We start from the raw sequence: 22,083 nt of genomic DNA, 5'->3' as shown, positions 1-22,083 counted from the left end.
AGATTTAGGAGTGATGAGTTTTTAATTAACTCTTCACTCCTCACTTTATTTATTGGGGTGAGAAAATACGCCGGCTTTTGTACGGTTACACCTACTTCCACTTTTAAGCTAGGCTGTTACATTAGTTGACAGGAAGACAAAATAACTAAGTCAAATCCAAAACAGGCATTTAATATTTAAATTACAAGCACCGCAGCCAATAGTGGTAGTTAAGGAGCTAAAAAATGAGTAACCCATCCAATCGTGTCTCAGAGTTTTTTAATAGCGAATCAGAAACTAATGATTTACTATGGCAGTACGTTAAATCCTTGAGTCCAGAGACAGTTACACAGCTATCTAAACCCACATCTGCTGAAGTGTTTCAGGTGATGGAACGGAATATTACAGGACTATTGGGTAATCTGCCTTCAGAACACTTTGGTGTTACCGTAACCACAAATCGGGAAAATCTGGGTCGGCTTCTGGCTTCTGCGATGATTAGTGGTTATTTCTTGCGTAACGCCGAACAGAGAATGAATTTTGAAATTGCCCTACAAGGCTCAGAAACTAATAATAGCGAAGTTGAGTAGAAATATAGAATTTTCCAAATTCTATATACTTGGGCTGGTAGCGAGTTACAGTTACAGCGATGATTTAATTAGGGTTGAAATTTAAACGCAGAGTAACGCAAAGTTTTTGGATTTTGTTATCTGTGAACTCCTAAAATTTGGTAATTAGTTTAAGTAGAGGCGTATTGCTAAATGATTAATACACATTTGTGGATAAACTAACAGCATTAGACGACTTTCGCAATAAATATAAATAAACTCGGCAGAGTTAAAACTACTCTGCCGAGTTTTGTTATTAGCTAAAAGTAAAAAGTCAATAATTCTTCCCCTATTCCCTATTTCCCCAATCAACTATGAGTGAAAGCAGTTCTTTTCCACCCCATAAAATCATTGGTGTTGCAGTAATTTGGAATGACCAAAAGCAAATTTTAATCGATCGCCGTCGTCCAGAAGGAGCTATGGGTGGTTTATGGGAATTTCCTGGTGGTAAAATTGAGCCTGATGAAACTATTGAAGAGTGTATTCAACGGGAAATTTCCGAAGAACTGGGAATAGTAATTGAAGTGGGAGAGCATCTGATTACTATTGACCATAGCTATACAAACTTGCGCGTTACCCTCACAGTACATCACTGCCGCCATCTTACAGGCATCCCCCAACCTTTGGAATCCGATGAAATTCGCTGGGTAACTTTGGCAGAACTAGAGCAGTTTAATTTTCCGAAAGCAAATACTCAAATTATTGCTGCATTAAAAGGGACTGGGGGCTAGGAAAGAAGCAGAGGGAGCAGAGGTGCAGGGGAGCAGAGGAGAATAATTAATGACCAATGACTAATGACGACTAATGAGCAATCCCGTAACAATCTATTAATTGCATCAGGTTGAGTCCCGCAATTTTCTACAATAGGCGCAGGGACTTTGATTTAAGGTGTCAGCAATATAAATGCCTAAAACCGTTACCGATGTGATGAGCCGCGATCCTATTGTTGTCCGGGAAGAAACTCCACTGAAGGAAGCTATCCAAATTCTCGCAGAACGCCACATCAGCGGACTACCTGTTGTGGATGATCTCGGTAAATTGGTAGGCATTATCTCAGAAACCGATTTGATGTGGCAGGAAACTGGTGTTACTCCACCTGCGTACATTATGTTTCTTGATAGTGTTATCTATTTAAAAAATCCTGCTACTTACGAACGTGATTTGCACAAGGCTCTAGGGCAAACCGTTGGGGAGGTAATGAGTAAAAACCCGATCGCTATTTCCCCTGATAAAACTTTAAAAGAAGCAGCTACAATCATGCACGATCGCAGCGTTCACCGCTTGCCAGTACTTGACAGCACAGGTCAAGTAATTGGTATCCTCACTCGTGGTGATATTATTCGGGCTATGGCTGCTAGTCAAGATTAGTCATTGGTCATTAGTTTTTAATACTTAACTTTTGACTGTTTTTTACAGCTTTGAAAATCAAGGATAACTAAATGAGTATTACTCCGGAGTCTGTTAGGCAATTGCTCAGTTCTGAGGATTTAGGCGATCGCTTACGTGCAGTAAATCAAATCCGTCAACTGGAACCGGCGATTGGCTTTGAATTAATTCAAAGCGCTATTGGTGATCGCAATTCCCGTGTCCGTTACTCAGCGGTGAGTCAAATGGATACACTCGGAACCCAGGATTTGCAGCTATCCTTAGATATTTTGCGCGATCGCTTGCTTCATGACTCCGAAGTAGATGTACAAGCAGCAGCCGCAGACTGTTTGGGTGCTTTAAAGTTAAGTGAAGCTTTTGAAGATTTGCAGCAACTTTATCATACAACCGGTGAATGGCTAATACAATTCAGTATTATTGCGACATTAGGTGAGTTAGGCGATCCACGAGCCTTTGAACTACTCAAAGAGGCACTCTCATCAGAAAACGAATTAGTCCAAACTGCTGCGATTAGTTCTTTGGGTGACTTGGGAGATGTACAAGCAGTTCCCCTACTGGCTCCCTATGCTACCAATCCAGATTGGCAAATTCGTTACAGACTTGTACAAGCCTTGACTCGTTTGGGTAATCCAGAAGCCAAATCTATCTTAGAAACTCTGGCTAATGACGAAGTAGAAGCGATCGCAAATGAAGCGAAAAATTCTTTGCAGTCAGTCTAAAGTAGAAAAAAATTCGACCTGGTTGGTAAAATTTTGCATTCCAGCCAGATCGAATAGATAAATTAGAGTTACTTTCGGTTGCTAAAAGTCACTTGTTTATATTTAAGATAGGTTTATTAAACAACACTTTTGCGGTGGCGAGACATCACCATTACAGCACCTACTGCACCCAAGCCTAGTAATGCAGCTGGTTCAGGAACGGAAGTGGTGAAGGTAGAACCAGAAAAAGTCAAATTATCTAATGAACCGCCAGCAGTATCGAGAATTGAATTTGCTTGAGCAACAGTAGTATTATTTCTTTGGAAAGATAAGCTTCCGGCTCCATTAGTTATTTCCCCAGTCGCGCTGGTAAAGTACCCCCACAGATCAACGGCTATAGTAATGTTTGCACCAGTCTGGGTTATTTTATAACCAGAAGATGTCAAAGTAAAGATATTCTTGCCATCGGCTAGAGAAGCTGTATTTTCCCCAGGTAGAATAGTACCAGGAAGTGTGAGATTACCGAGGTCTAAAAATGGATTTTGCACAATACCGCTTGAAAACGAGATGATATCACGTATACTGGCTGAATTAAAATCTAAGAAGCTTCCTGTCTGAGCGGCAACACTAACTGGGGTACTCTTTACTCCATTAGAATCTGCAATAATGCTATCTGGAGTAAAGGTTAGTGAATCTTTTTTCAATGTTACTAAGCTGCTGGCAAATGGATTCGCAGTTAAACCACCGTTAAAGCTGAACTCACCTGTAAGTGAAACAGCTTGAGCAGAACCAACAGAGGTAAACAACCCAGCAGCAGCTAAGGGAAGTGCAGCAGTAGTAGCCAGGATAGCATTTAGTAATTTAGATTTTAAACTAATCATAATCGTTTGAAAGTCCTAATAATAATCTTGAACAGAGAATGTGATTTCGTTACTTGTACTATCAGTAATTTATAGAAAATACTGTCAGTGAAAGCGAAACTTGCGTGATGTATTTCTTATCTCCATGAAATCACATAGACTTAGAGCCTGCAAGAATTACTGAGTGGTCTTCACTACATCTTCAACAGATTACTGTCCTTCATGAAGTCTTAATTCGTCATATATCTGCGCTTTGTACGTCTAACAAGCTTTAAATTGTTGCCAATGGCTCTGATTTGAAGAAAGTTAGTTTACGTAAGATAAATACAAAAGTATTTATTAATACATAATATTGCTCAACCATTTTTTAGATAAATAGAGTATGCAGTGTATCTATTTTCTCTTCAGTTAATTATTTTTAGTGAAACGGTTCCTCCCATAGCGCAAATGAAAGGAACCACTATATTTGTTTAATATGGATAGTCTTTGCGACAGGTGGCTAACTACTGGCTATTAGCACTCTTATGAAATGTTTCAAAGCTTTCAAATGCTAAGAGCCAAATACCTGTGGCCAAGTTGTCACAACAAAAACTACAACGGCTGCGATCGCTAACAGCCCTTGAATCAAATTTCCAACCAAAGATCCAACTACAATTCCGATACCTGCTTTAACTGCCAACGCGAATTCACGCCGGTAAAGATACTCACCAATAATTGCTCCTAAAAGCGGCCCCAGTAAAATTCCTAACAGTGGCCCCCCAAAAGGTAAAGTTGGCAATAATCCCAAAAATCCCACCACCAAGCCGATAATTGCGCCAATTTGTCCCCACTTACTAGCTCCGGCTTGTTTTGCTCCCACATAGCTAGCTAAAAAATCTACTCCGACACTGAGCAGTAAAACTATAATTGTGACAATTAAGGGAATTTTGATAGCTGCAAAGGAACTAGTAACGATTCCCCAGACAATAATTGCAATTAAAATTAAGCTGCTACCAGGAATGGCAGGAACTACTGCACCGATAATACCCACAAGCATTACGGCAATTAATAGCCAATAAATAATTTGCATAGATCAATTATAAATTTCCAAATTTCCTCATAGAGGCACACAGATATGCGCCCCTACTGTATATTCTATCTGGGTAAGATGATGACAAATGCCTACTACACTGTGGTGGAAGTTTGCCTAATACTTCAAAACTGCTATTTAAAAGCTCAAAACCTATGACGAGAAAAATATTAACTGGACTAAGTTCTGAAGCTTACGAACACCCGTTTGATCGCAAAGCCTTGGCTTCTTTGCAAAAGATGCCCGGTGTCTCCTTACTACTCAAAAAAGTTAACGAATACGGTATTGATCGCTTACTTAGATTGCAAAGCCTTGGTAGTGAAATCAGAATTTCGCCCCGTAATTTTCCTGAATTACATCAAGCATTTGTAGAAACTTGCCAAATTCTTGATGTTGCTCCGCTTCCTGAATTGTATCTGTTTCGAGGTACAGGTCACATTGAAACCTATATTGTTGGTGTAGAAAAACCCCTTGTTGGTATCAATTTAGATGCAATGGAGTGGCTTGATGCAAATGAGTTGCTTTACGTTTTCGGACATGAAATCGCTCGCATTAAAAGTCAGCACATGATTTATCACCAAATGGCAATTGTTATGCCAACTTTGAAAAATTTGTTGAGTAGTACCACACTGGGAGTCGGTGGGTTAGTAGCTGGCGGCATGGAATTAGGTTTGTATAATTGGCGGATGATGGCTAGGTTCACCGCCGATCGGGCTGCAATGCTTGCTTGTCAGGATATTGACGTAGCAACTACTACACTGATGAAACTTGCAGGTTTACCGGATGAGTACTTGACTACTGCTGTAATCGAAGATTTTCTCGTCCAAGCCCGTGAGTTTGCATCTAATAACTTAGATAGTGTGGATAAGGTAACAAAAATATTAAGCTATACAGAATCAGAGCTTTCCTGGGTAATTATGCGGGCAGGTGAGTTATTGAAATGGGTTGATTCAGGAGAATATGATAATTTAATTCAACAGATAAATTTAAAGACACCAGAAGAACCGGAAGCAAAAGAAGAAAAGACACCAGAGGAAAAAGAAGGGTGGAATTTTTTGACTTCTTGGTGATGGAATTTTGGATTTCCCGATTTTAGATTAAATTTTTCAATCTATCGTGATGCTCAATAGCAAAGCGTTAGTTAATACTTAAGCGTGTGACTCGCTAGGGACTTCCAAATAAAAAATATCTAATTAACTCCTGTGGGGTGGGCATCTTGCCCGCCCTATGGACTGGGCGGGCGAGACGCCCACCCCACAATTTTGGATAATTTATTTCTGGGAGTTTCCCTAATGCTGTGCCATCAGCAATTCAAAAGCTTAAAGATTTATCACTTAGACTAATGCGGGGACGCAGATAGCTTTGAATGATAAGTGGTTAGCCGAACTTGATATTAATCTAAAATCAAAAATTGGCTTACTTTTTAAACTATCGAACAACCTAAGTACTAAGAGTAACGGCTAATTTATCAGCAATTCCCGCAATCCAGTTTTCATCTTGTTTGGTGTAACTGCGAGGAGCGTTTGCTCCCAAAATTAGCGCACCTTGGTTGCCAATAGGTTGACAAATTACACCTTGAGTATTTTCTGGTAAATAATCAAACTCAACTCTACCTGGATATATTTTGAGAGCAACTAGATAAATCGGTTTTTGTTTTTCAAGTACCTGTTTTAAAATTACTCCTGGTACAACTTCAGATTTCGTAGCCAGAATGCCGCGACGCAACAAAACTTTACCTTGATAAAAAACTACCAGCGATCGCGTGACTGTATTAGTTAACAATAAATGAGATGCCCACGCTAGCTCTGTTTTCACGGCTTCGGGTAAATCTGCTGCGAGTACAAAGCCTTCTTCTCCAATTAGTTCTACAATATCAGGCGATCGCGGCTGAACTTGCTGCCAAATTAAGCCCGTCAAAATTAACACCGCACTCAAAATCACGCCCACTACATCACCACGCGATTGAGACTGGGTTAATTCCGGTGTCAATAAACGGTTAATCAATAAAAGTACAGCGCCTAGCCCACCCACAACAATAGGTAGACGCCGCAAAACTCTATTAGGATCAGTCATTAGTCATTAGTCATTGGGCATTGGACAATAATTAAAGTTCTTCTCCTCCTGCCTCATCTCCTCACTCCTCCCCTGGTTCAATAATCCGCTGGAAAAGATAACCAGTACCCCGCGCGGTAAGAATCAATTCTGGGTTGCTAGGATCATCTTCTAATTTTGCCCGCAAACGGGATATATGCACATCTACTACGCGGGTATCCACATGACGTTCTGGTGTATAACCCCATACTTCCTGTAAAATTTCCGAACGAGAAAAAGCTTCTCCAGAGCGACTGACTAACAACTCTAACAAGCTGAACTCCATACCCGTCAATCGAATACGCTCATCGCCTTTGTAGACTTGTCGCTTATTCGTATCGATTTTAATATTAGCGACATGGATCACCCCAGAACTGGGAATACCAGAAGCACCGTTTTTATCTACCCGCCGCAGCACCGAGCGAATCCGGGCTTCTAGCTCCTTGGGGGAAAATGGTTTAACTACATAATCATCAGCACCCAATTCTAATCCGGTGATGCGATCGGCGACATCACCCAAGGCTGTTAGCATAATAATGGGGACATCTGATTCTTTTCGTAATTCTTGACATACACCATAGCCGTCTAGCTTTGGCATCATTACATCTAAAACTACCAGGTCAGGCTCAGTTTTGCGAAAAGTTTCCAAAGCTTCTTCCCCGTCGCCAGCCGTCACTACATCGTAGCCAATCATGGAAAGGCGCGTTTCCAAAATCCGGCGAATGCTGGCTTCGTCGTCTACCACCAAGATTTTTTCTTTATGGCTTTCCAAGTTTCTCTAGGCTCCTTAACTAAAAATTTACATGATTAATTTTTAATACCATAATATTAAGATATCATTCCATGAATTGATTTGGAAAAAGCTCTAAATACTACTATTATTAGTTTCTAGTTTTTTTCAAGAATTAAGTAAATATTAAGATTATTTAATAAGATTTAAGAATGGCAAAGCCAAAAACCTTTTTCACTTGTAACGAATGTGGAGCAGAATCGCCCCAGTGGTTTGGTAAGTGTCCAGCTTGCGGCACTTACAACTCCCTAGAAGAACAAATTTCGATTCAATCCTCAGTAGATGTACCCAGTCGAGGGGGAGTAAGCAGTTGGCAATCGGCTCAAGGCAATGGCAAATCTCATGCTAAACCAGCTAAAGCGCGAGCCTCTTTAACATTCGATCAAATTACCGATCGCCAAATTGCCCGCTGGGAGTCTGGTTATGGAGAATTAGATCGGGTGCTTGGAGGTGGGGTTGTCCCTGGCTCTATGGTGCTGATTGGTGGCGATCCGGGTATCGGTAAATCGACTTTATTGTTGCAAGTATCAAATCAATTAGCACAGAAATACCGCATCCTTTACGTAACTGGTGAAGAATCGGGACAGCAAGTAAAATTACGAGCTTCCCGTTTGGGAGTATCAAAACCCCTGAGTGTGGTTAATGAGGGACAGGTTGAAGTAGTGGTAGATCCTACACTACCCATAGACCCTGACAGTATAGGTGCAGATTTATATGTACTGCCAGAAACAGATTTAGAAGAAATTTTACGGGAAATAGATTCTCTCAAGCCAAACGTGGCGGTAATTGATAGTATCCAAACGGTGTTTTTTCCGGCGCTGACTTCTGCACCGGGTTCAGTAGCCCAGGTACGGGAATGTACCGCAGCACTGATGAAGGTGGCGAAGCACGAAGATGTCACCATGCTGATTGTGGGACACGTTACCAAAGAAGGAGCGATCGCGGGGCCAAAAGTTTTAGAGCATTTGGTAGATACGGTGTTGTATTTTGAAGGCGATCGCTTTGCTTCCCATCGGTTATTACGGACAGTCAAAAACCGTTTCGGCGCAACTCACGAAATCGGTATCTTTGAAATGGTGGCAGATGGATTACGAGAAGTCTCCAACCCCTCAGAGCTATTTTTAGGCAACCGTGACGATCCAGCACCCGGTACAGCAATTGTGGTTGCTTGCGAAGGCACTCGCCCCATCGTTGTGGAATTGCAAGCTTTAGTAAGTCCCACCAGCTACCCTTCCCCTCGGCGGGCTGGAACTGGCGTAGACTATAACCGCCTAGTGCAAATTCTCGCCGTCTTAGAAAAACGAGTGGGAATTCCGATGTCCAAGTTAGATTCCTATGTTGCTTCTGCGGGTGGGTTGAATGTGGAAGAACCGGCGGTAGATTTGGGAATTGCGATCGCGATCGTTGCTAGTTTCCGCGATCGCATCGTCGATCCCGGTACAGTATTAATCGGTGAAGTTGGGTTAGGTGGACAGGTGCGATCGGTTTCCCAAATGGAACTGCGGTTAAAAGAAGCAGCTAAGTTGGGATTTAAAAGAGCGATCGTGCCAAAAGGGACAAAATTTCCCGACTTAAATATTGAAATATTACCAGTATCTAAAGTAATAGATGCGATTATCGCTGCCATCCCCCATCAGGAATTGACAGCAGACGATTTAGAACCCGATGAAGATGAATTACCATAGCCGCTTCGGGATTGGTACTGGGTATTGAAAAACAGTTCCTAGTCCCCAATTACTAGTGCTTTTTACACACCAAAGGAAAATCCTCATGACAACCCTCACCCAAGACTACCAAATCACTTGGGAAAGACTACCCGATGATTACAAACTCCCAGATGATCCAGTGGACAACATCAACCAACCAGCCTTAGCTGCCGCACTTACAGAAAGTCTACAATTAGCTGGAAAAATTTCAGCTAACGCCCTAACAACAACTAATTACGGCATTTGTGCCACTATAAACAACAAAATGGTCATTAAAGCCCCTGATTGGGCTTTTATTCCCAAAATTAATGTTAGTAGAGAAAAAGTAACACGCAGTTACACACCTCAATTAGAGGGTGACATTCCGCTAATTGTGATGGAATTTGTTTCCGATACACAGGAGACAGAGTATTCTATCAAAGCGACATATCCCCCAGGAAAATGGTTTTTCTACGAGCGCATCTTAAAAGTGCCAAACTACATCATCTTTGAGCCAGATAGCGGCAGTATCGAGATGTATCGCTTAACTACAGAACAGTACATTTTGCAAGAGCCTGATGAAAATCAACGCTACTGGATAGCAGAAATGAATCTTTACCTTGGGGTGTGGCAAGGTACTCGTGAAAACCGCATAGGAAAGTGGTTACGATGGTGGGATGAACAAAGAAAGCTTTTGCCTTGGGGTTCCGAGTTAGCCCAACAGGAACGCGAACGCGCCGAACAAGAACGCCAACGCGCTGAACGACTAGTAGCACAATTACGGGCGGCGGGCATTGAGCCAGAAGTGTGATGAAATGTTTTAAGAAAAATTGAAAGGCACTGATCCCTGACTTGTCAAACAAGTCGGGGATCTTAATTTCTCACAAATGATTAAGTGAATACCAGTTGTTAGGCAAAACGAGGGTTTAACAACTGCGATCGCCATCTATAGGAATCCTATTAGATTGCGTGAAAAAACTCAGTAAATATCTATTCGCTTCTGTTCCCTATTCCCTGTTCCCTTTTAGAAGCTATGAATTTAGCATAATATGACTTCTTCTCCCCATTACATCCCTCAATCTGACCCGCCGCTTCCTCCTTGGGAAACTCTACCAACGATGTATGATTTACCAAGTGACAACCCAGAGGAACCAGGCTTGCCAGACGATTTTCACTTTTTACAACCCTTACTTTTATATTTAACTTTTCAGCCCGTTAACTGGAATCCCGAACTAGTTTACAGTGCGGCCGACCTTAATCTCTACTATGATTTACAGCATCTTTTGTGGTATAAGCGCCCGGATTGGTTTGGTGTGGTAGGTGTAGAAAAGTTATACAAAGGGCAAGACTTACGCTTAAGTTATGTAACTTGGCAAGAACCAGCAAATCCTTTCGTGGTTGTTGAGTTATTATCCCCTGGTACGGAAGACGAAGATTTAGGCACAAGAAGAGAAAGTGCAGTAGATAAACCTCCTAGCAAATGGGAAGTTTATGAGCGAATTCTGCGGATTCCCTACTATGTTGTTTTTAGTCGCTACACTAATGAACTTCGGGCTTTTCAGTTAGTCGGCGGTCACTATGAACCGATGAACTTGACCGAAGGACGTTTACTAATGCCAGAGATAGATTTAAGTTTAGGCTTATGGCAAGGTTCATTTCGAGATATTGAAAGGTTGTGGTTAAGGTGGTTCAGTTTAACGGGAGAATTAATTCCCGCACCCACAGAGGAAGCGGCGGCGGCTACTGAACGAGCTATCATTGCCGAACAAGAAGCTACTCAAGCCAAACGAAAAGTAGAACAATAAACAGAACGTTTGCGTCAGTTAGGTGTGAATCCTGATGAACTAGATGAATTATTGTAGCTTCAGGAGTTTTTTGTAATACGGAGGATAATTTTCTGCTTTTGAGAACTCATCTATACTGAAACCTTTCATAGCTGATGCCGAAACAGCTATCTCATTCATAATGATACTGGTTCTCGTAAAGATTAATTTTTGAGAGCGATGTCTACGACGAGCTGCGCTAACGCATATTCAGCACTTGAAATACATATAATATTTTTTTCAGCAAGTCTTATAGCAACCTCAGTTTTTCAAAAAAACCATAATCGCGCTATATTCTTACTATTCCCCAACTCAGTGCCAATTGGGCTACTAGGGGTAAAACAAAGTACAGCAGCGAATCAAAAGGCGATATTTGCAGATATGACCGCAGACACGGATGATGTCGCGGCGGCTAAAATATCTAAGTATGAGTAGTATGATCGAGCTACCCAAGTAAAAACTGTTTGTTTGATAACACAAGACCATCAGAAGATTGTAGAAAAGTGTATTTCCTTGTCTGGATAGTGATGCTAACCTCAATTTTAAGGATGTTATCAGCCTTTATCTGCTAGAGTTTCTGACTTTCAGCAAACTAGATAATTTATCAAAAATAAAATCGCTAGGAGTGCGATGATGATGTCACAGTCTCATATCACAAGGCCAGAAATAGCTGCTGGAACTCTAATCGATAACCGCTATATTATCCAAAAACTTCTAGGACAGGGAGGATTGGGACGAACCTATTTGGCCTTTGACACTCGTAGGTTTAATGAAGCTTGTGTTCTCAAAGAATTTGCACCCATTGGCACAGGGGAAAGTGGACTGGAACAATATCGCAACTTATTTAAAAGAGAAGCAAAAATTCTTCATCAATTGCAACATCCTCAAATTCCCAAGTTTTTGGCTTGCTTTGAAGGAGATGGTAGGCTTTTTCTAGTACAAGAATATGTCGATGGTAAAACATATTCTAGACTACTAGGAGAACTTCAACGTCAAGGGAGAAACTTTTCTGAAGACGAAGTTATACAGTGGCTAAAGAATCTGCTGCCTGTTTTGGAATATGTCCACCAACATAATATTATCCATCGAGATATTTCTCCTGACAACATCATGTTACCTGATGGCAATAATTTGCCAGTACTGATTGACTTTGGTGTAGGTAAACAAATTACTGATATAAACGAGGGAAGAAGTTCAAATCAACAGGTAACATTTGTTGGCAAAATGTCCCTCGTCGGGAAAGTGGGATATGCTCCCCGCGAACAGATTAGCCTGGGTTTATGTTCACCCTCTAGTGACCTTTATGCTTTGGGTGTAACTGCTATTGTACTACTCACAGGTAGAGATCCATCTTTACTAATGGATCAATACTCCTTAGAGTGGAACTGGCGTTATTATACCTATGTTACTGATGAATTCGCTCAAGTACTTGATTGCATGTTGGCAGATAGACCTAACAAGCGATACCAAACAGCCAGGGAAGTTATCATAGATTTACAGCGTATTGAAGAACTAAAAGTAGCAGCATCTCCTGCAATTATGGTTGATGATTTGCCTTCCACGGTATTTAACCCTGAATTTCAGGGGATGTCGGACATATCGCAATCATATAACCAACCTGAAGAAACAGAAACAATTTTTAGTTCACCGACTAATCCACAAACTGGGCGAATTCAACAACGACAACCTTCACTCCAGCCAGCATTTGTTAAACACTGTCAACAACAGCTAGCTTATCACATTGGCCCAATGGCAAATCTGATTATAGAAGAAATATTAGCTCAAAATCCTGATATTTCACCTGACCAATTTATTGAACTCTTAGCTAGGGAAATTCCTAGCTTTCAAGCAGCTTTTGAATTCAAAAAAAGCTTGTTCTTATAGAGGCTTATACACCAACACAGTTCAGTTAAGCCCGAAGTTCAATGCAAGAGACGTTGCAATGCAACGTCTCTACAGACCTAAAATCAATACCAAAAATCCTTAATTGAACCGTATTGACTTGTACACCATAGAATTAGGAATAAATTTTCATCTTTTAACTAATTCTGTGGGTTTAAGTCAAACAATTTTGACTTTTGACTTTTGACTTTTGACTTTTGAATTTAATCACCTGTATTTCCCTGAGTGCGTTTGATTCTTTTCATTGCCATTTCTAAACTTAACTGCATCCTTTTAAAGGCTTTAGCTAAATTACCAATTTCGTCATTAGACATCTGCTCAAATTCAACTTCCATGTGTCCCGTACTGACTTCCTCAGCTATGCGAGTCATACGCTTAAGAGGCATCACAACTTGTCGATTCAAGAACAGGTTGACTAACAGGATAGTCACGATAAATATAGCTGATACAATCAGAATAATTAGTAAAGAAGACTGATTGGCTTTACTGATTACATTATTCGCCGGTACTGATATAATCTGAGCGCCGACAATCTCATGAAGCTTCCACCCAAATCCATTAGCTGCGCCATAAAGAGTAATCATACTTTGAGGTGCAGCTTCGGGCACACTATGACATTTCAGACAGCTTTCTTCAGAAACTTCTAAGGGACGAGCAATATAAAAGATATCCCCACCAGGAATTGAGCGAAATCCACTTACTTCTTTAAGGTCTGATTTATTTCTGAACCTTTCTACAATTTCCGTTTCAAAACCATCAGCCTTATCCCGAAGATTTGTCGGATTGAGAGTTGCTTCTTTGTAAAAGAAATCACGGTATTCTGTTGTTTTTCGTAAAATTTCAAATACCTCCCGTGCTGAGTATCCAGGCACGGTTTGCGGCAAAAATTCAGTAGCCAATTTATCAACTAGCTCTGGATTCACTTGAGTGCTGGTGTATTTGCGAACAGAACTCATTGTTTGAATGAGCATGAGACCAGTTGAGCTAATATCTTGTTTAGCATTTTCTCGGAGCAGGGAGGAAAGAGCAAACCCAGTCAAGCTCAGACCGAATGTGAGAATTACCAGTAGTAAAATTGTAAATTTTTGTTTCAGATTTAGATTCTTTAGCATAATTTTAGATTATCGATAAGTCAAATTATTATGAACAAATATTGCTAAAGTCATCGTTTACTCTAGCATGAGCAATCAACTAAAAATTTTAGTGTAAAGACATAGTTGAGCTAAAACTATGAGGATATATCCAACTTTATACTATTAGTAATTATTGAGGTTAATGAAAATGTTCTCTAAGTAACTAAGTTGTAAAAATCTACAACAGCAATTCAAATGGAATTCCCAAAAATTCCGGTGGCTGTTTTGATGCCGTGCCAAAATAAATACCAGCAATTGTCAAATATTACTAATGGTGTGGAATGCAGGAAAGTCTTTATTCGGGGGACGCTACATTATCGAAAGCCAACTAGGTGAAGGCGGAATTGGCATTACTTATCTTGCCAGAAATCAACGGAATCAACAGCGAGTGATTAAAACCCTCAAAGAAGAAATCCTGAATCACCCCGCCTGGATACTCCACCGAAACAAGTTACGGCAAGACTTTCGTGATGAAGCAGTTAGGCTGGCTGTGTGCCATCATCCTCATATAGTACAGATAGAAACCATCTTTGATGAGGGAAATTTCCCTTGCATGGTGATGGATTATATCGAAGGCGAAGACTTGGGACAGCGTTTGAAGCGAATAGGGGTGCTATCAGAAGCAGAAGCACTGCTGTATATCCGGCAAATTGGCAGTGCTTTGACCCTAATCCATTCTAAAGGACTGCTGCATCGGGATCTCAAACCACGCAATATAATGATCCGTATTGATAAACCAGAAGCAGTGCTGATAGACTTTGGCATCGCTAGAGAATTTATTCCTAATGTAATTCAAAGGCATACTGCATATCGCACTCCTGGTTTTGCCCCTCCTGAGCAGTATGAAGCAGAAGCGCCACGAGGAGAATACATTGATATCTATGCCTTAGCCGCTACTTTGTATAATTTACTTACCGCAGTTGTACCAACAAGTGCAGATGATCGGCGTCATAATATTAATTTAGAACCACCACAATATTTGAATCCCAACATCAGCAGTAGGGTAAATCAGGCTATTATGTGCGGTATGGATTTGGAGTCAACCTACCGTCCCCAATCTGTGCAGGAATGGTTGGATTTATTGGACCCTGATGTTGGGGAAGATATAACAGAAATACCTTCTACCTTAATTGTCACACCTAGACAGCAACTACCTCCACCTGTTGTATTAGACCGACAGAAGTGGCAATGTGTGCAGACCCTTAAAGGTCATTCTAGTATGGTTCATGCGATCGCCATTAGCCCAGATGGCCAATTTATTGCTAGTGGCAGTAATGACAAGACTATCAAACTTTGGCAAGTGGCTAGTGGCAAGCTAGTGCGTCAATTGGGTCGTTGGTTTTCTAGTCATTCCAGTATGGTTCATTCCGTTGCTTTTAGCCCAATTTCTGCAAACTTTTCTTATCAAGGAGATTCCAGCAAATCTGCGGGAGTTACAGACTTAAATCGGGGAATCTTAGCTAGCGGTAGTTGGGATAATACCATCAAATTATGGGATGTCAACACAGGCAAAGAAATTCGTACTCTCATTGGTCATGCCAACTGGGTGAATTCTGTTGCCTTTAGTCCAGATGGCAAGTTTCTGGCTAGTGGCAGTGCTGACTGCACAATCAAACTGTGGCAAGTGGGTACTGGCATAGAAATCCAAACTCTCACAGGTCATTCCGACGCAGTTTCATCAGTGGCTTACTGTCCGAGAACGCCTGCAACCAATAGCCAGGATAAACAGCTAGTGGCTAGTGGCAGTAATGATTACACAATTAAACTCTGGCAAGGATACACCCCCAGAAATATTTATACACTTACAGGTCATTCCTTCTTTGTCAACTGTATCGCCTTTAGCAAGGATGGGGAAATTATCGCTAGTGGCAGTGGTGACAACACAATTAAACTGTGGCATGTAAATACAGGCAGAGAAATTCGTACTCTCATTGGTCATTCTGATTCCATTTGGTCAGTCGCCTTTAGCCAGGATGGACAATTTCTCGCTAGTGGTAGTTGGGACAACACTATCAAAGTGTGGCACGTACACAGTGGCAGAGAAATCAGTACACTTACAGGGCATTCCAGCTATGTGAGATGCGTTGCCTTCAGTCATGATGGACAAACTCTAGTTAGCGGTGGTGATGACGACACTATCAAAATTTGGCGGAGGGGGTAGTAAATAATTTTTAATTTTTAATTTACGTCTCTCTGTGCTGAGTGTGGTTCGATACTTTTAAATCTACAGATAGAATTGCGATCGCCCCAAATTTGTCACAATAATTACGGCAACCGTGATTTTTGAACAATAAATTAGAGATATGGGCTTTGGTATTGGTGACTTATTCTGGATTTTCCTCCTTCTGACTTCTCTGCAACCCCTTTGGCAAAAACGTCAAATAGAATATCGGCGTTTGCGTGCTTTACAAGAATTCCAGCAGGAACGCAAAAGTCGGGTGATTTTGTTAATTCACCGCCAAGAGTCCATTAGCTTTCTGGGAATTCCGATATCTCGCTACATTACTATCGAAGACTCAGAACAAATATTGCGTGCAATTCGCCTCACACCTCCAGATGTGCCCATTGACTTAATTTTGCACACTCCTGGTGGTTTGGTTTTGGCTACCGAACAAATCGCTAGAGCTTTAATTCGCCACCAGGCAAAAGTTACAGTCTTTGTACCTCACTATGCTATGAGTGGCGGTACAATGCTTGCGATCGCCTCTGATGAAATTATTATGGATGCTAACGCTGTCTTAGGGCCAGTTGATCCCCAATTGGGTAATTACCCCGCAGCTAGTATCCTGAAAGTAGTTGAAGATAAACCCATCAGTGAGATCGATGACCAAACTTTAATTATGGCTGACCTCTCACGCAAAGCAATTCAGCAAGTGCAGCAGTTTGTGCGGACTCTCCTGAAAGATAGTATACCCAAACAAAAAGTTCTGCCAGAAAATATCGAACCGATTATCGAAGCCCTAACAACTGGGCGCGTCACTCACGACTATCCCATCACTATTGAAGAAGCAACAGAAATGGGGCTGCCCGTAACCGTCGGACTGCCCCATTCTATTTACGATCTCATGGATCTGTACCCACAATCCCAAGGAGGGAGACCCAGCGTGCAGTACATTCCTATGCCTTACAATGACCGCCTTCCAATTCTACCTACACCCAAGGGCAGACCCTTAGAAGAACCAAATCAGAGGACTTGAGTGGTTCTGGGGTAGGAGTTGTTTGTGGCAACTAGGGTGTAGTTGTTGGAGTGGCTGTTGGAGTGGCTGTTGGGGTAGCTGTTGGGGTAGCTGTTGGGGTAGCTGTTGGGGTAGCTGTTGGGGTAGCTGTTGGGGTAGCCGTCGGTTTAGCTGTTGGTTTAGCCGTCGGTTTAGCCGTCGGTTTAGCCGTCGGTTTAGCCGTCGGTTTAGCCGTCGGTTTAGCTGTTGGTGTCGGTGTCGGTGTTGCTGTTGGTTTAGCCGTCGGCTGACTCACAACTGTCTTTGCTTCTTCATTCAGCTTTTGGCGGAGTGCTAAATTAGCAATTCCAGTTTCTTGCAGCTGATATTTCTTCTGATATTCCTTCACCACTTCTTCTGTGCGGGAACCATAAAAATGATCGCGTGGGAGGGGAGGATTGGGCTTCACCACTGCATTCAAATTGGTGTGCAGAATTTTAACGATATTAGCAGCAAAATCTTGGGTTTTTGGCCCTGCTATCCCATCAACTGGTTTTAGCTTATAGCCCGTCTGAAATTCTCGAATTGCCTTTTTAGTTTCTTCGTCCGTCAAAGCAGTGTTTGTTATCTTGACGTTATAGCCTAATCCCCGCAATACCTCACGGAACTGCTGGGGCGTATAGCTACGCTGAGGGGCTGCGAAACCGGTGTCTGCAATTACTAAACTAGCAGTCACCAGGCAAGTAACAGCAAAGGTTGCGCTTGATTTTCCAAACCCACACCACATATTCAAAACTCCTTTGGGTTAAATCAGCAGGATTATAAAAGTTAACAGCTGCATTTTAAGTTTGTTTAATAACTTTTTTCACGATTATTTCATGATTTTTGAATAATTTGTGACTTATTTTTGTAAAATTTAGCCTAAAGCACAAAAATTTATTTGTATCATCTATCAAAAGAAGTATCTTATATGAGCAGAGATACAACAGTTATGATTTGAATCGAATAGACCCTTTGATCTGGGAATTGGGACTGGTACTCACACAGGCGGTTAAAGCTCGTGTGGTTTTGATTTCTAACTGCCCTTTTCGCTGGAAGCACGGGGGCTTTAGGCATCACGACTCGTAATTTCTTGGAAATAGCCGAAAATTAATTAAGCGAAAGAGCTTATATTCTCAATGCTCTCAAAATGTATAATATATGACAAAGAATGAGAAACGTAAAATCTTCTAAACAGCGTAATCTTTGGTTTGAAAGATTTATGGCAATTACTACCGCCGTAAATTTAGGTTTAGTTTTGTTTGATTTTAGTTACGTACCTTGGCGAGATTTTTACTTGCGAAAACTTCCCCAAATTGTTGAGATTTATGATCCAATCAAAGGTATTGAAAGTCATCGAGAGACGAAAAATTATTTAGAACTAGTAAAGGCATTAGAAGAACAAGTCAGCCAAACAGGGTTACAGTCGCCTCAAGTCAATAGCAGGCTAGAAGAAATCAGGCGTCTTAGTAGCGAGATAATTGACAGTAACCCCTTTGCGGGAGCGAATAAGAGTGGAACGCTGGAAAAAATCAAACAAAGAATGCGATCGCACATCGGTAAAGAATCTGCAAAACAGTCCTTCGCTACTTTTTGGAGTCAGCCGTATCTATCACAAAATGGCTGGCTTGAAGAAATTAATTTTTTTAACAAAAGCATCCGCCCTTTGATCGCTAGTAACTACTACCGCCAAATCGGGGAAAATGGCGATTTTATTAATAAATTCTGGCTTATTGACTTACCTTTTCTGATTTTATTTGGCGTAGAATTGCTGGGGCGCACCTTCTTGCTCAAACGCCAACATCCTGGTTTTAGCTGGTTAGAAGCACTATTGTGGCGTTGGTACGATTTATTTTTACTACTGCCATTTTGGCGAGGATTGCGAATCATACCTGTATTAATTCGCCTCGATCAAGCGCGGTTATTGAATCTGCATCCAGTGCGAAAGCAACTTAATCAGGGAATTGTCGCCAATTTTGCCGAAGAACTCACAGAAATTGTCGTGGTGAGAGTGATTAATCAGGTTCAGGGTTCAATTCAGCGGGGTGAGTTAACAAACTGGCTCTCGCAACAAGAAAATTTACGTCCCTATATAGATATTAATAATGTGAATGAAATGGAAGCGATCGCAGGTCTTTTGGTAAAAACAATAGTCTACCAAGTGCTACCTGATGTTCAACCTGCGATCGTTGCCATTTTGCGCCATAACATCGAAACCGTCTTCCATCAAGTCCCCGTTTACCGCAATCTCCAGAATCTCCCTGGCGTGGGACAGGCTCAAACCCAGTTAAGCGAACAATTGGCGACTCAAATCACAACTAATCTTTACAAAACGTTAGTTAGTGCTGTTGAAGACCCTGTGGGTGCAAAACTCACCAGTCAACTAGTAGAAACCTTTAGCAAAGCCTTGGGATCTCAAATAAAGCAAAAACACGTACTTTCAGAAATTCAGAGTTTACTTTTTGACTTCTTAGAGGAAATCAAACTCAACTACGTTCAGCGTCTATCCCAAGAAGACATAGACCAAATTATCGAGCAAACTCGGAAGCTAAGAACACAAACATCAGTTTCCACAGTAGTTGATAAAGGTAATACTCTCCCAAAAATCCGGGAAGGGTAGGGAGAGCGGAGGAGCAGAGGGGCAGAGGGGCAGGGGAGCAGGGGAGCAGGGAGACAAGGAGGATTACTAAAGCCAATGCCCAATGACTAATGACTAATGACTAATGACTATTTAAGAAATGCGCTAAACTCGAATTAGGCGAATCATCATTTGGTTCGTCACAAGACTTCTTGGAAGATATACCTATCGCAGGAAGTGGGTCGACGCCCACTTTTTTTATTGAATTCTCTCATGGCTCATCCTTTAGTTCCACAAATTATTGATTTGGCGACACCAGTAGCAGAAGGACTGGGATTAGAAGTGGTTGGCGTGGTTTTTCACACCAACCAAAGTCCCCCAGTGTTGCGGGTAGATATTCGTAACCCTGAACAAGACACTGGGTTGAACGATTGTGAGAGGATGAGCCGTGCTTTAGAAGCTTCCTTAGATGCTGCGGAAATCGTTCCAGATAAATACGTCTTGGAAGTGTCTAGTCCTGGTATTTCGCGGCAATTGGTAACAGACAGGGAGTTTATTTCCTTTAAAGGATTTCCTGTCATTATCTCCACAACGCCCCCCTACGACGGACAACAAGAGTGGACAGGTCAGTTGATTCGTCGGGATGAGACAACACTTTACTTAAACCAAAAAGGTCGTGTAGTCGAAATTCCCCGTTCCCTAATTAATAAGGTGCAGTTAGACGAGCGCCGATAAACGAGGATTAGAGGCTAGGGACTAGGAGACTAGGAGACTTGGGACTAGGGAGCAGGGAGCTAGGGAGCAGGGAGCAGGGAGTAGGGAGCAAAGGAGAAGAATTTTTCCCTCCGCCCCCTGCACCCCGCCCCTCTGCCTCTTTTCAATGCCCCATACCCAATGCCCAGTCCCCAGTCCCCAGTCCCTAATTTCTAATTTCTAAAGGAGATTGCTTATGTCAATGGTTACTTTACCTGGATTAAAAGAATTAATTGAAAGTATAAGTCGCGATCGCAACTTACCCCGACTTGCAGTTCAATCAGCGATTAGAGAAGCCCTACTCAAAGGCTATGAACGTTATCGTCGTGCCCAAAATTTAGAGCGCAGACAGTTTGACGAAGATTATTTTGAAAATTTTGAAGTAGAACTCGATATTGAAGGAGAAGGCTTTCGCGTCCTTTCCACCAAAACCATTGTCGAAGAAGTTAATAATACAGACCACCAGATTTCCCTAGAGGAAGTTCAACAAGTCGCTCCCGAAGCGCAATTAGGGGACTCTGTAGTGCTGGATGTTACCCCCGACCAAGGAGAATTTGGGCGGATGGCGGCGATGCAAACGAAGCAGGTATTGGCGCAAAAACTACGGGATCAACAGCGCCAAATGGTGCAAGAAGAGTTCCAAGATTTAGAAGGAACAGTCCTGCAAGCAAGAGTCCTGCGGTTTGAGCGGCAATCAGTGGTTTTGGCAGTCACCAGTAATTTTGGTCAGCCAGAAGTAGAAGCCGAATTACCGAAGCGAGAACAGCTACCCAACGATAATTATCGAGCAAATGCCACCTTCAAGGTATATCTGAAAAAAGTCTCCCAAGGTCAGCAACGAGGGCCACAGTTGCTTGTGTCTCGTGCTGATGCTGGTTTGGTGGTTTATCTCTTCGCCAACGAAGTCCCAGAAATTGAAGATGAAGTGGTACGGATTGTTGCCGTCGCGAGGGAGGCAAACCCCCCCTCGCGTTATGTCGGCCCCCGGACTAAAATAGCAGTAGATACTCTCGATCGCGATGTAGACCCAGTAGGCGCTTGTATTGGAGCCAGGGGATCGCGAATTCAAGTGGTAGTCAACGAATTACGCGGTGAAAAAATAGATGTAATTCGCTGGTCGCCAGACCCAGCAACATACATTGCTAATGCCTTAAGTCCAGCACGGGTAGATGAAGTACGGCTGATGGACCCAGAATCACGGCAAACTCACGTACTGGTGGCTGAAGATCAATTGAGTTTGGCTATCGGCAAAGAAGGACAAAACGTCCGTTTGGCAGCCCGCCTGACTGGTTGGAAAATAGACATCAAAGACAAAGCTAAGTATGACTTTGCAGGAGAGGATGCCAAATTTGCAGCCGTCAGAACAAAATATCAATCAGAGGAAGACGATCTGGAATACGAGGAAGAATACGAGGATGAAAGTCAGGAAGAATTAGAAGAAGATAGTTTTGACAACAACGATGATGAATAATTGATTAATTTTGTAAAGTTTTGATACTGTAGATTGTAGTCTTAGTCTCAAGGATTATTTTCT

Annotated in this window: 20 protein-coding genes; 14 read left to right on the top strand and 6 right to left on the bottom strand. The window is 41.9% G+C overall.

Going from position 1 to position 22,083, the window contains the following annotated elements; genetic code table 11:
- Positions 1–224 precede the first annotated feature (224 nt).
- The 4 genes from V7L31_RS30760 to nblB all read left to right on the top strand — a co-directional run bounded on the left by V7L31_RS30760 (position 225) and on the right by nblB (position 2,692).
- Entirely contained in the window at positions 225–569 is a 345-nt protein-coding gene (locus V7L31_RS30760; RefSeq protein WP_334699737.1) for a DUF760 domain-containing protein, read from the top strand.
- Positions 570–901: 332 nt separating this feature from the next.
- Positions 902–1,318 carry an 8-oxo-dGTP diphosphatase MutT gene (gene mutT, locus V7L31_RS30755; protein ID WP_334699736.1) on the top strand — a complete coding sequence of 139 codons (417 nt, stop codon included), beginning with the start codon at positions 902–904 and terminating at the stop codon, positions 1,316–1,318.
- Between the two features lie 172 nt (positions 1,319–1,490).
- Positions 1,491–1,955: a CBS domain-containing protein gene (locus tag V7L31_RS30750; RefSeq protein WP_179068350.1), complete on the top strand. Its 465-nt coding sequence runs from the start codon at positions 1,491–1,493 to the stop codon at positions 1,953–1,955.
- Between the two features lie 71 nt (positions 1,956–2,026).
- Positions 2,027–2,692: a phycobilisome degradation protein NblB gene (gene nblB, locus V7L31_RS30745; RefSeq protein ID WP_334699735.1), complete on the top strand. Its 666-nt coding sequence runs from the start codon at positions 2,027–2,029 to the stop codon at positions 2,690–2,692.
- 116 nt (positions 2,693–2,808) lie between these two features.
- Here the strand turns inward: nblB and V7L31_RS30740 are convergent, their stop codons facing one another.
- Together V7L31_RS30740 and V7L31_RS30735 are read right to left on the bottom strand one after the other, a co-directional pair.
- Positions 2,809–3,552: a PEP-CTERM sorting domain-containing protein gene (locus V7L31_RS30740; protein ID WP_334699734.1), complete on the bottom strand. Its 744-nt coding sequence runs from the start codon at positions 3,550–3,552 to the stop codon at positions 2,809–2,811.
- A 529-nt stretch (positions 3,553–4,081) separates the two neighbouring features.
- Positions 4,082–4,600 carry a DUF456 domain-containing protein gene (locus V7L31_RS30735; RefSeq protein ID WP_334699733.1) on the bottom strand — a complete coding sequence of 173 codons (519 nt, stop codon included), beginning with the start codon at positions 4,598–4,600 and terminating at the stop codon, positions 4,082–4,084.
- A 155-nt stretch (positions 4,601–4,755) separates the two neighbouring features.
- On the opposite strand from V7L31_RS30735, the gene V7L31_RS30730 reads away from it, so the two are divergent.
- Positions 4,756–5,670 carry a M48 family metallopeptidase gene (locus V7L31_RS30730; protein ID WP_334699732.1) on the top strand — a complete coding sequence of 305 codons (915 nt, stop codon included), beginning with the start codon at positions 4,756–4,758 and terminating at the stop codon, positions 5,668–5,670.
- 370 nt (positions 5,671–6,040) lie between these two features.
- Here the strand turns inward: V7L31_RS30730 and V7L31_RS30725 are convergent, their stop codons facing one another.
- Positions 6,041–6,673: a cofactor assembly of complex C subunit B gene (locus V7L31_RS30725; RefSeq protein WP_334699731.1), complete on the bottom strand. Its 633-nt coding sequence runs from the start codon at positions 6,671–6,673 to the stop codon at positions 6,041–6,043.
- 61 nt (positions 6,674–6,734) lie between these two features.
- A complete protein-coding gene (gene rpaB, locus V7L31_RS30720; protein WP_012412029.1) occupies positions 6,735–7,463 on the bottom strand; it encodes a response regulator transcription factor RpaB in 729 nt (242 codons plus the stop codon).
- Between the two features lie 170 nt (positions 7,464–7,633).
- Between rpaB and radA the strand changes: the two genes are divergently transcribed.
- From radA to V7L31_RS30700, 4 genes are all read left to right on the top strand, one after another.
- Complete coding sequence (radA, locus tag V7L31_RS30715; protein ID WP_334699730.1) at positions 7,634–9,166, top strand: DNA repair protein RadA; 1,533 nt, start codon at positions 7,634–7,636, stop codon at positions 9,164–9,166.
- An 85-nt stretch (positions 9,167–9,251) separates the two neighbouring features.
- Entirely contained in the window at positions 9,252–9,977 is a 726-nt protein-coding gene (locus V7L31_RS30710; protein WP_334699729.1) for a Uma2 family endonuclease, read from the top strand.
- A gap of 238 nt (positions 9,978–10,215) precedes the next feature.
- The gene (locus V7L31_RS30705) at positions 10,216–10,971 is read left to right on the top strand and encodes a Uma2 family endonuclease (RefSeq protein ID WP_334699728.1); all 756 of its coding nucleotides are present in this window, start codon (positions 10,216–10,218) and stop codon (positions 10,969–10,971) included.
- Positions 10,972–11,625: 654 nt separating this feature from the next.
- On the top strand, positions 11,626–12,873 hold the full coding sequence (locus V7L31_RS30700; protein WP_334699895.1) for a serine/threonine-protein kinase: 1,248 nt from the start codon (positions 11,626–11,628) through the stop codon (positions 12,871–12,873).
- Positions 12,874–13,094: 221 nt separating this feature from the next.
- On the opposite strand, the gene V7L31_RS30695 is transcribed toward V7L31_RS30700, so the two are convergent.
- The gene (locus tag V7L31_RS30695) at positions 13,095–14,003 is read right to left on the bottom strand and encodes a Tll0287-like domain-containing protein (protein WP_334699727.1); all 909 of its coding nucleotides are present in this window, start codon (positions 14,001–14,003) and stop codon (positions 13,095–13,097) included.
- Positions 14,004–14,295: 292 nt separating this feature from the next.
- Between V7L31_RS30695 and V7L31_RS30690 the strand changes: the two genes are divergently transcribed.
- Entirely contained in the window at positions 14,296–16,185 is a 1,890-nt protein-coding gene (locus V7L31_RS30690; RefSeq protein WP_334699726.1) for a serine/threonine-protein kinase, read from the top strand.
- A gap of 142 nt (positions 16,186–16,327) precedes the next feature.
- Positions 16,328–17,221: an SDH family Clp fold serine proteinase gene (locus tag V7L31_RS30685; protein WP_334699725.1), complete on the top strand. Its 894-nt coding sequence runs from the start codon at positions 16,328–16,330 to the stop codon at positions 17,219–17,221.
- 31 nt (positions 17,222–17,252) lie between these two features.
- Here the strand turns inward: V7L31_RS30685 and V7L31_RS30680 are convergent, their stop codons facing one another.
- Positions 17,253–17,966 carry a peptidoglycan-binding domain-containing protein gene (locus V7L31_RS30680; RefSeq protein ID WP_334699724.1) on the bottom strand — a complete coding sequence of 238 codons (714 nt, stop codon included), beginning with the start codon at positions 17,964–17,966 and terminating at the stop codon, positions 17,253–17,255.
- Between the two features lie 423 nt (positions 17,967–18,389).
- Here V7L31_RS30680 and V7L31_RS30675 point away from each other — a divergent pair, with 423 nt between their 5' ends.
- The 3 genes from V7L31_RS30675 to nusA all read left to right on the top strand — a co-directional run bounded on the left by V7L31_RS30675 (position 18,390) and on the right by nusA (position 22,020).
- Positions 18,390–19,838: a hypothetical protein gene (locus tag V7L31_RS30675; RefSeq protein ID WP_334699723.1), complete on the top strand. Its 1,449-nt coding sequence runs from the start codon at positions 18,390–18,392 to the stop codon at positions 19,836–19,838.
- Between the two features lie 231 nt (positions 19,839–20,069).
- A complete protein-coding gene (rimP, locus tag V7L31_RS30670; RefSeq protein WP_292849347.1) occupies positions 20,070–20,531 on the top strand; it encodes a ribosome maturation factor RimP in 462 nt (153 codons plus the stop codon).
- 214 nt (positions 20,532–20,745) lie between these two features.
- A complete protein-coding gene (gene nusA / locus V7L31_RS30665; RefSeq protein ID WP_334699722.1) occupies positions 20,746–22,020 on the top strand; it encodes a transcription termination factor NusA in 1,275 nt (424 codons plus the stop codon).
- Positions 22,021–22,083: the final 63 nt, after the last annotated feature.

This window comes from Nostoc sp., from assembly GCF_036916655.1.
GTDB lineage: Bacteria > Cyanobacteriota > Cyanobacteriia > Cyanobacteriales > Nostocaceae > Nostoc.
This window is presented reverse-complemented; position numbering and strand designations above follow the sequence as displayed.

Excerpts from the sequence above, each read along its gene's own strand:
- nusA (WP_334699722.1), top strand. The coding sequence starts at position 20,746 with ATGTCAATGGTTACTTTACCTGGATTAAAAGAATTAATTGAAAGTATA.
- V7L31_RS30705 (WP_334699728.1), top strand. The coding sequence starts at position 10,216 with ATGACTTCTTCTCCCCATTACATCCCTCAATCTGACCCGCCGCTTCCT.
- V7L31_RS30695 (WP_334699727.1), bottom strand. The coding sequence starts at position 14,003 with ATGCTAAAGAATCTAAATCTGAAACAAAAATTTACAATTTTACTACTG.
- V7L31_RS30710 (WP_334699729.1), top strand. The coding sequence starts at position 9,252 with ATGACAACCCTCACCCAAGACTACCAAATCACTTGGGAAAGACTACCC.
- V7L31_RS30735 (WP_334699733.1), bottom strand. The coding sequence starts at position 4,600 with ATGCAAATTATTTATTGGCTATTAATTGCCGTAATGCTTGTGGGTATT.
- V7L31_RS30725 (WP_334699731.1), bottom strand. The coding sequence starts at position 6,673 with ATGACTGATCCTAATAGAGTTTTGCGGCGTCTACCTATTGTTGTGGGT.
- radA (WP_334699730.1), top strand. The coding sequence starts at position 7,634 with ATGGCAAAGCCAAAAACCTTTTTCACTTGTAACGAATGTGGAGCAGAA.
- mutT (WP_334699736.1), top strand. The coding sequence starts at position 902 with ATGAGTGAAAGCAGTTCTTTTCCACCCCATAAAATCATTGGTGTTGCA.
- V7L31_RS30690 (WP_334699726.1), top strand. The coding sequence starts at position 14,296 with ATGGTGTGGAATGCAGGAAAGTCTTTATTCGGGGGACGCTACATTATC.
- V7L31_RS30700 (WP_334699895.1), top strand. The coding sequence starts at position 11,626 with ATGTCACAGTCTCATATCACAAGGCCAGAAATAGCTGCTGGAACTCTA.
- V7L31_RS30675 (WP_334699723.1), top strand. The coding sequence starts at position 18,390 with ATGAGAAACGTAAAATCTTCTAAACAGCGTAATCTTTGGTTTGAAAGA.
- V7L31_RS30750 (WP_179068350.1), top strand. The coding sequence starts at position 1,491 with ATGCCTAAAACCGTTACCGATGTGATGAGCCGCGATCCTATTGTTGTC.
- rimP (WP_292849347.1), top strand. The coding sequence starts at position 20,070 with ATGGCTCATCCTTTAGTTCCACAAATTATTGATTTGGCGACACCAGTA.
- V7L31_RS30740 (WP_334699734.1), bottom strand. The coding sequence starts at position 3,552 with ATGATTAGTTTAAAATCTAAATTACTAAATGCTATCCTGGCTACTACT.
- V7L31_RS30685 (WP_334699725.1), top strand. The coding sequence starts at position 16,328 with ATGGGCTTTGGTATTGGTGACTTATTCTGGATTTTCCTCCTTCTGACT.
- V7L31_RS30730 (WP_334699732.1), top strand. The coding sequence starts at position 4,756 with ATGACGAGAAAAATATTAACTGGACTAAGTTCTGAAGCTTACGAACAC.
- V7L31_RS30680 (WP_334699724.1), bottom strand. The coding sequence starts at position 17,966 with ATGTGGTGTGGGTTTGGAAAATCAAGCGCAACCTTTGCTGTTACTTGC.
- V7L31_RS30760 (WP_334699737.1), top strand. The coding sequence starts at position 225 with ATGAGTAACCCATCCAATCGTGTCTCAGAGTTTTTTAATAGCGAATCA.
- nblB (WP_334699735.1), top strand. The coding sequence starts at position 2,027 with ATGAGTATTACTCCGGAGTCTGTTAGGCAATTGCTCAGTTCTGAGGAT.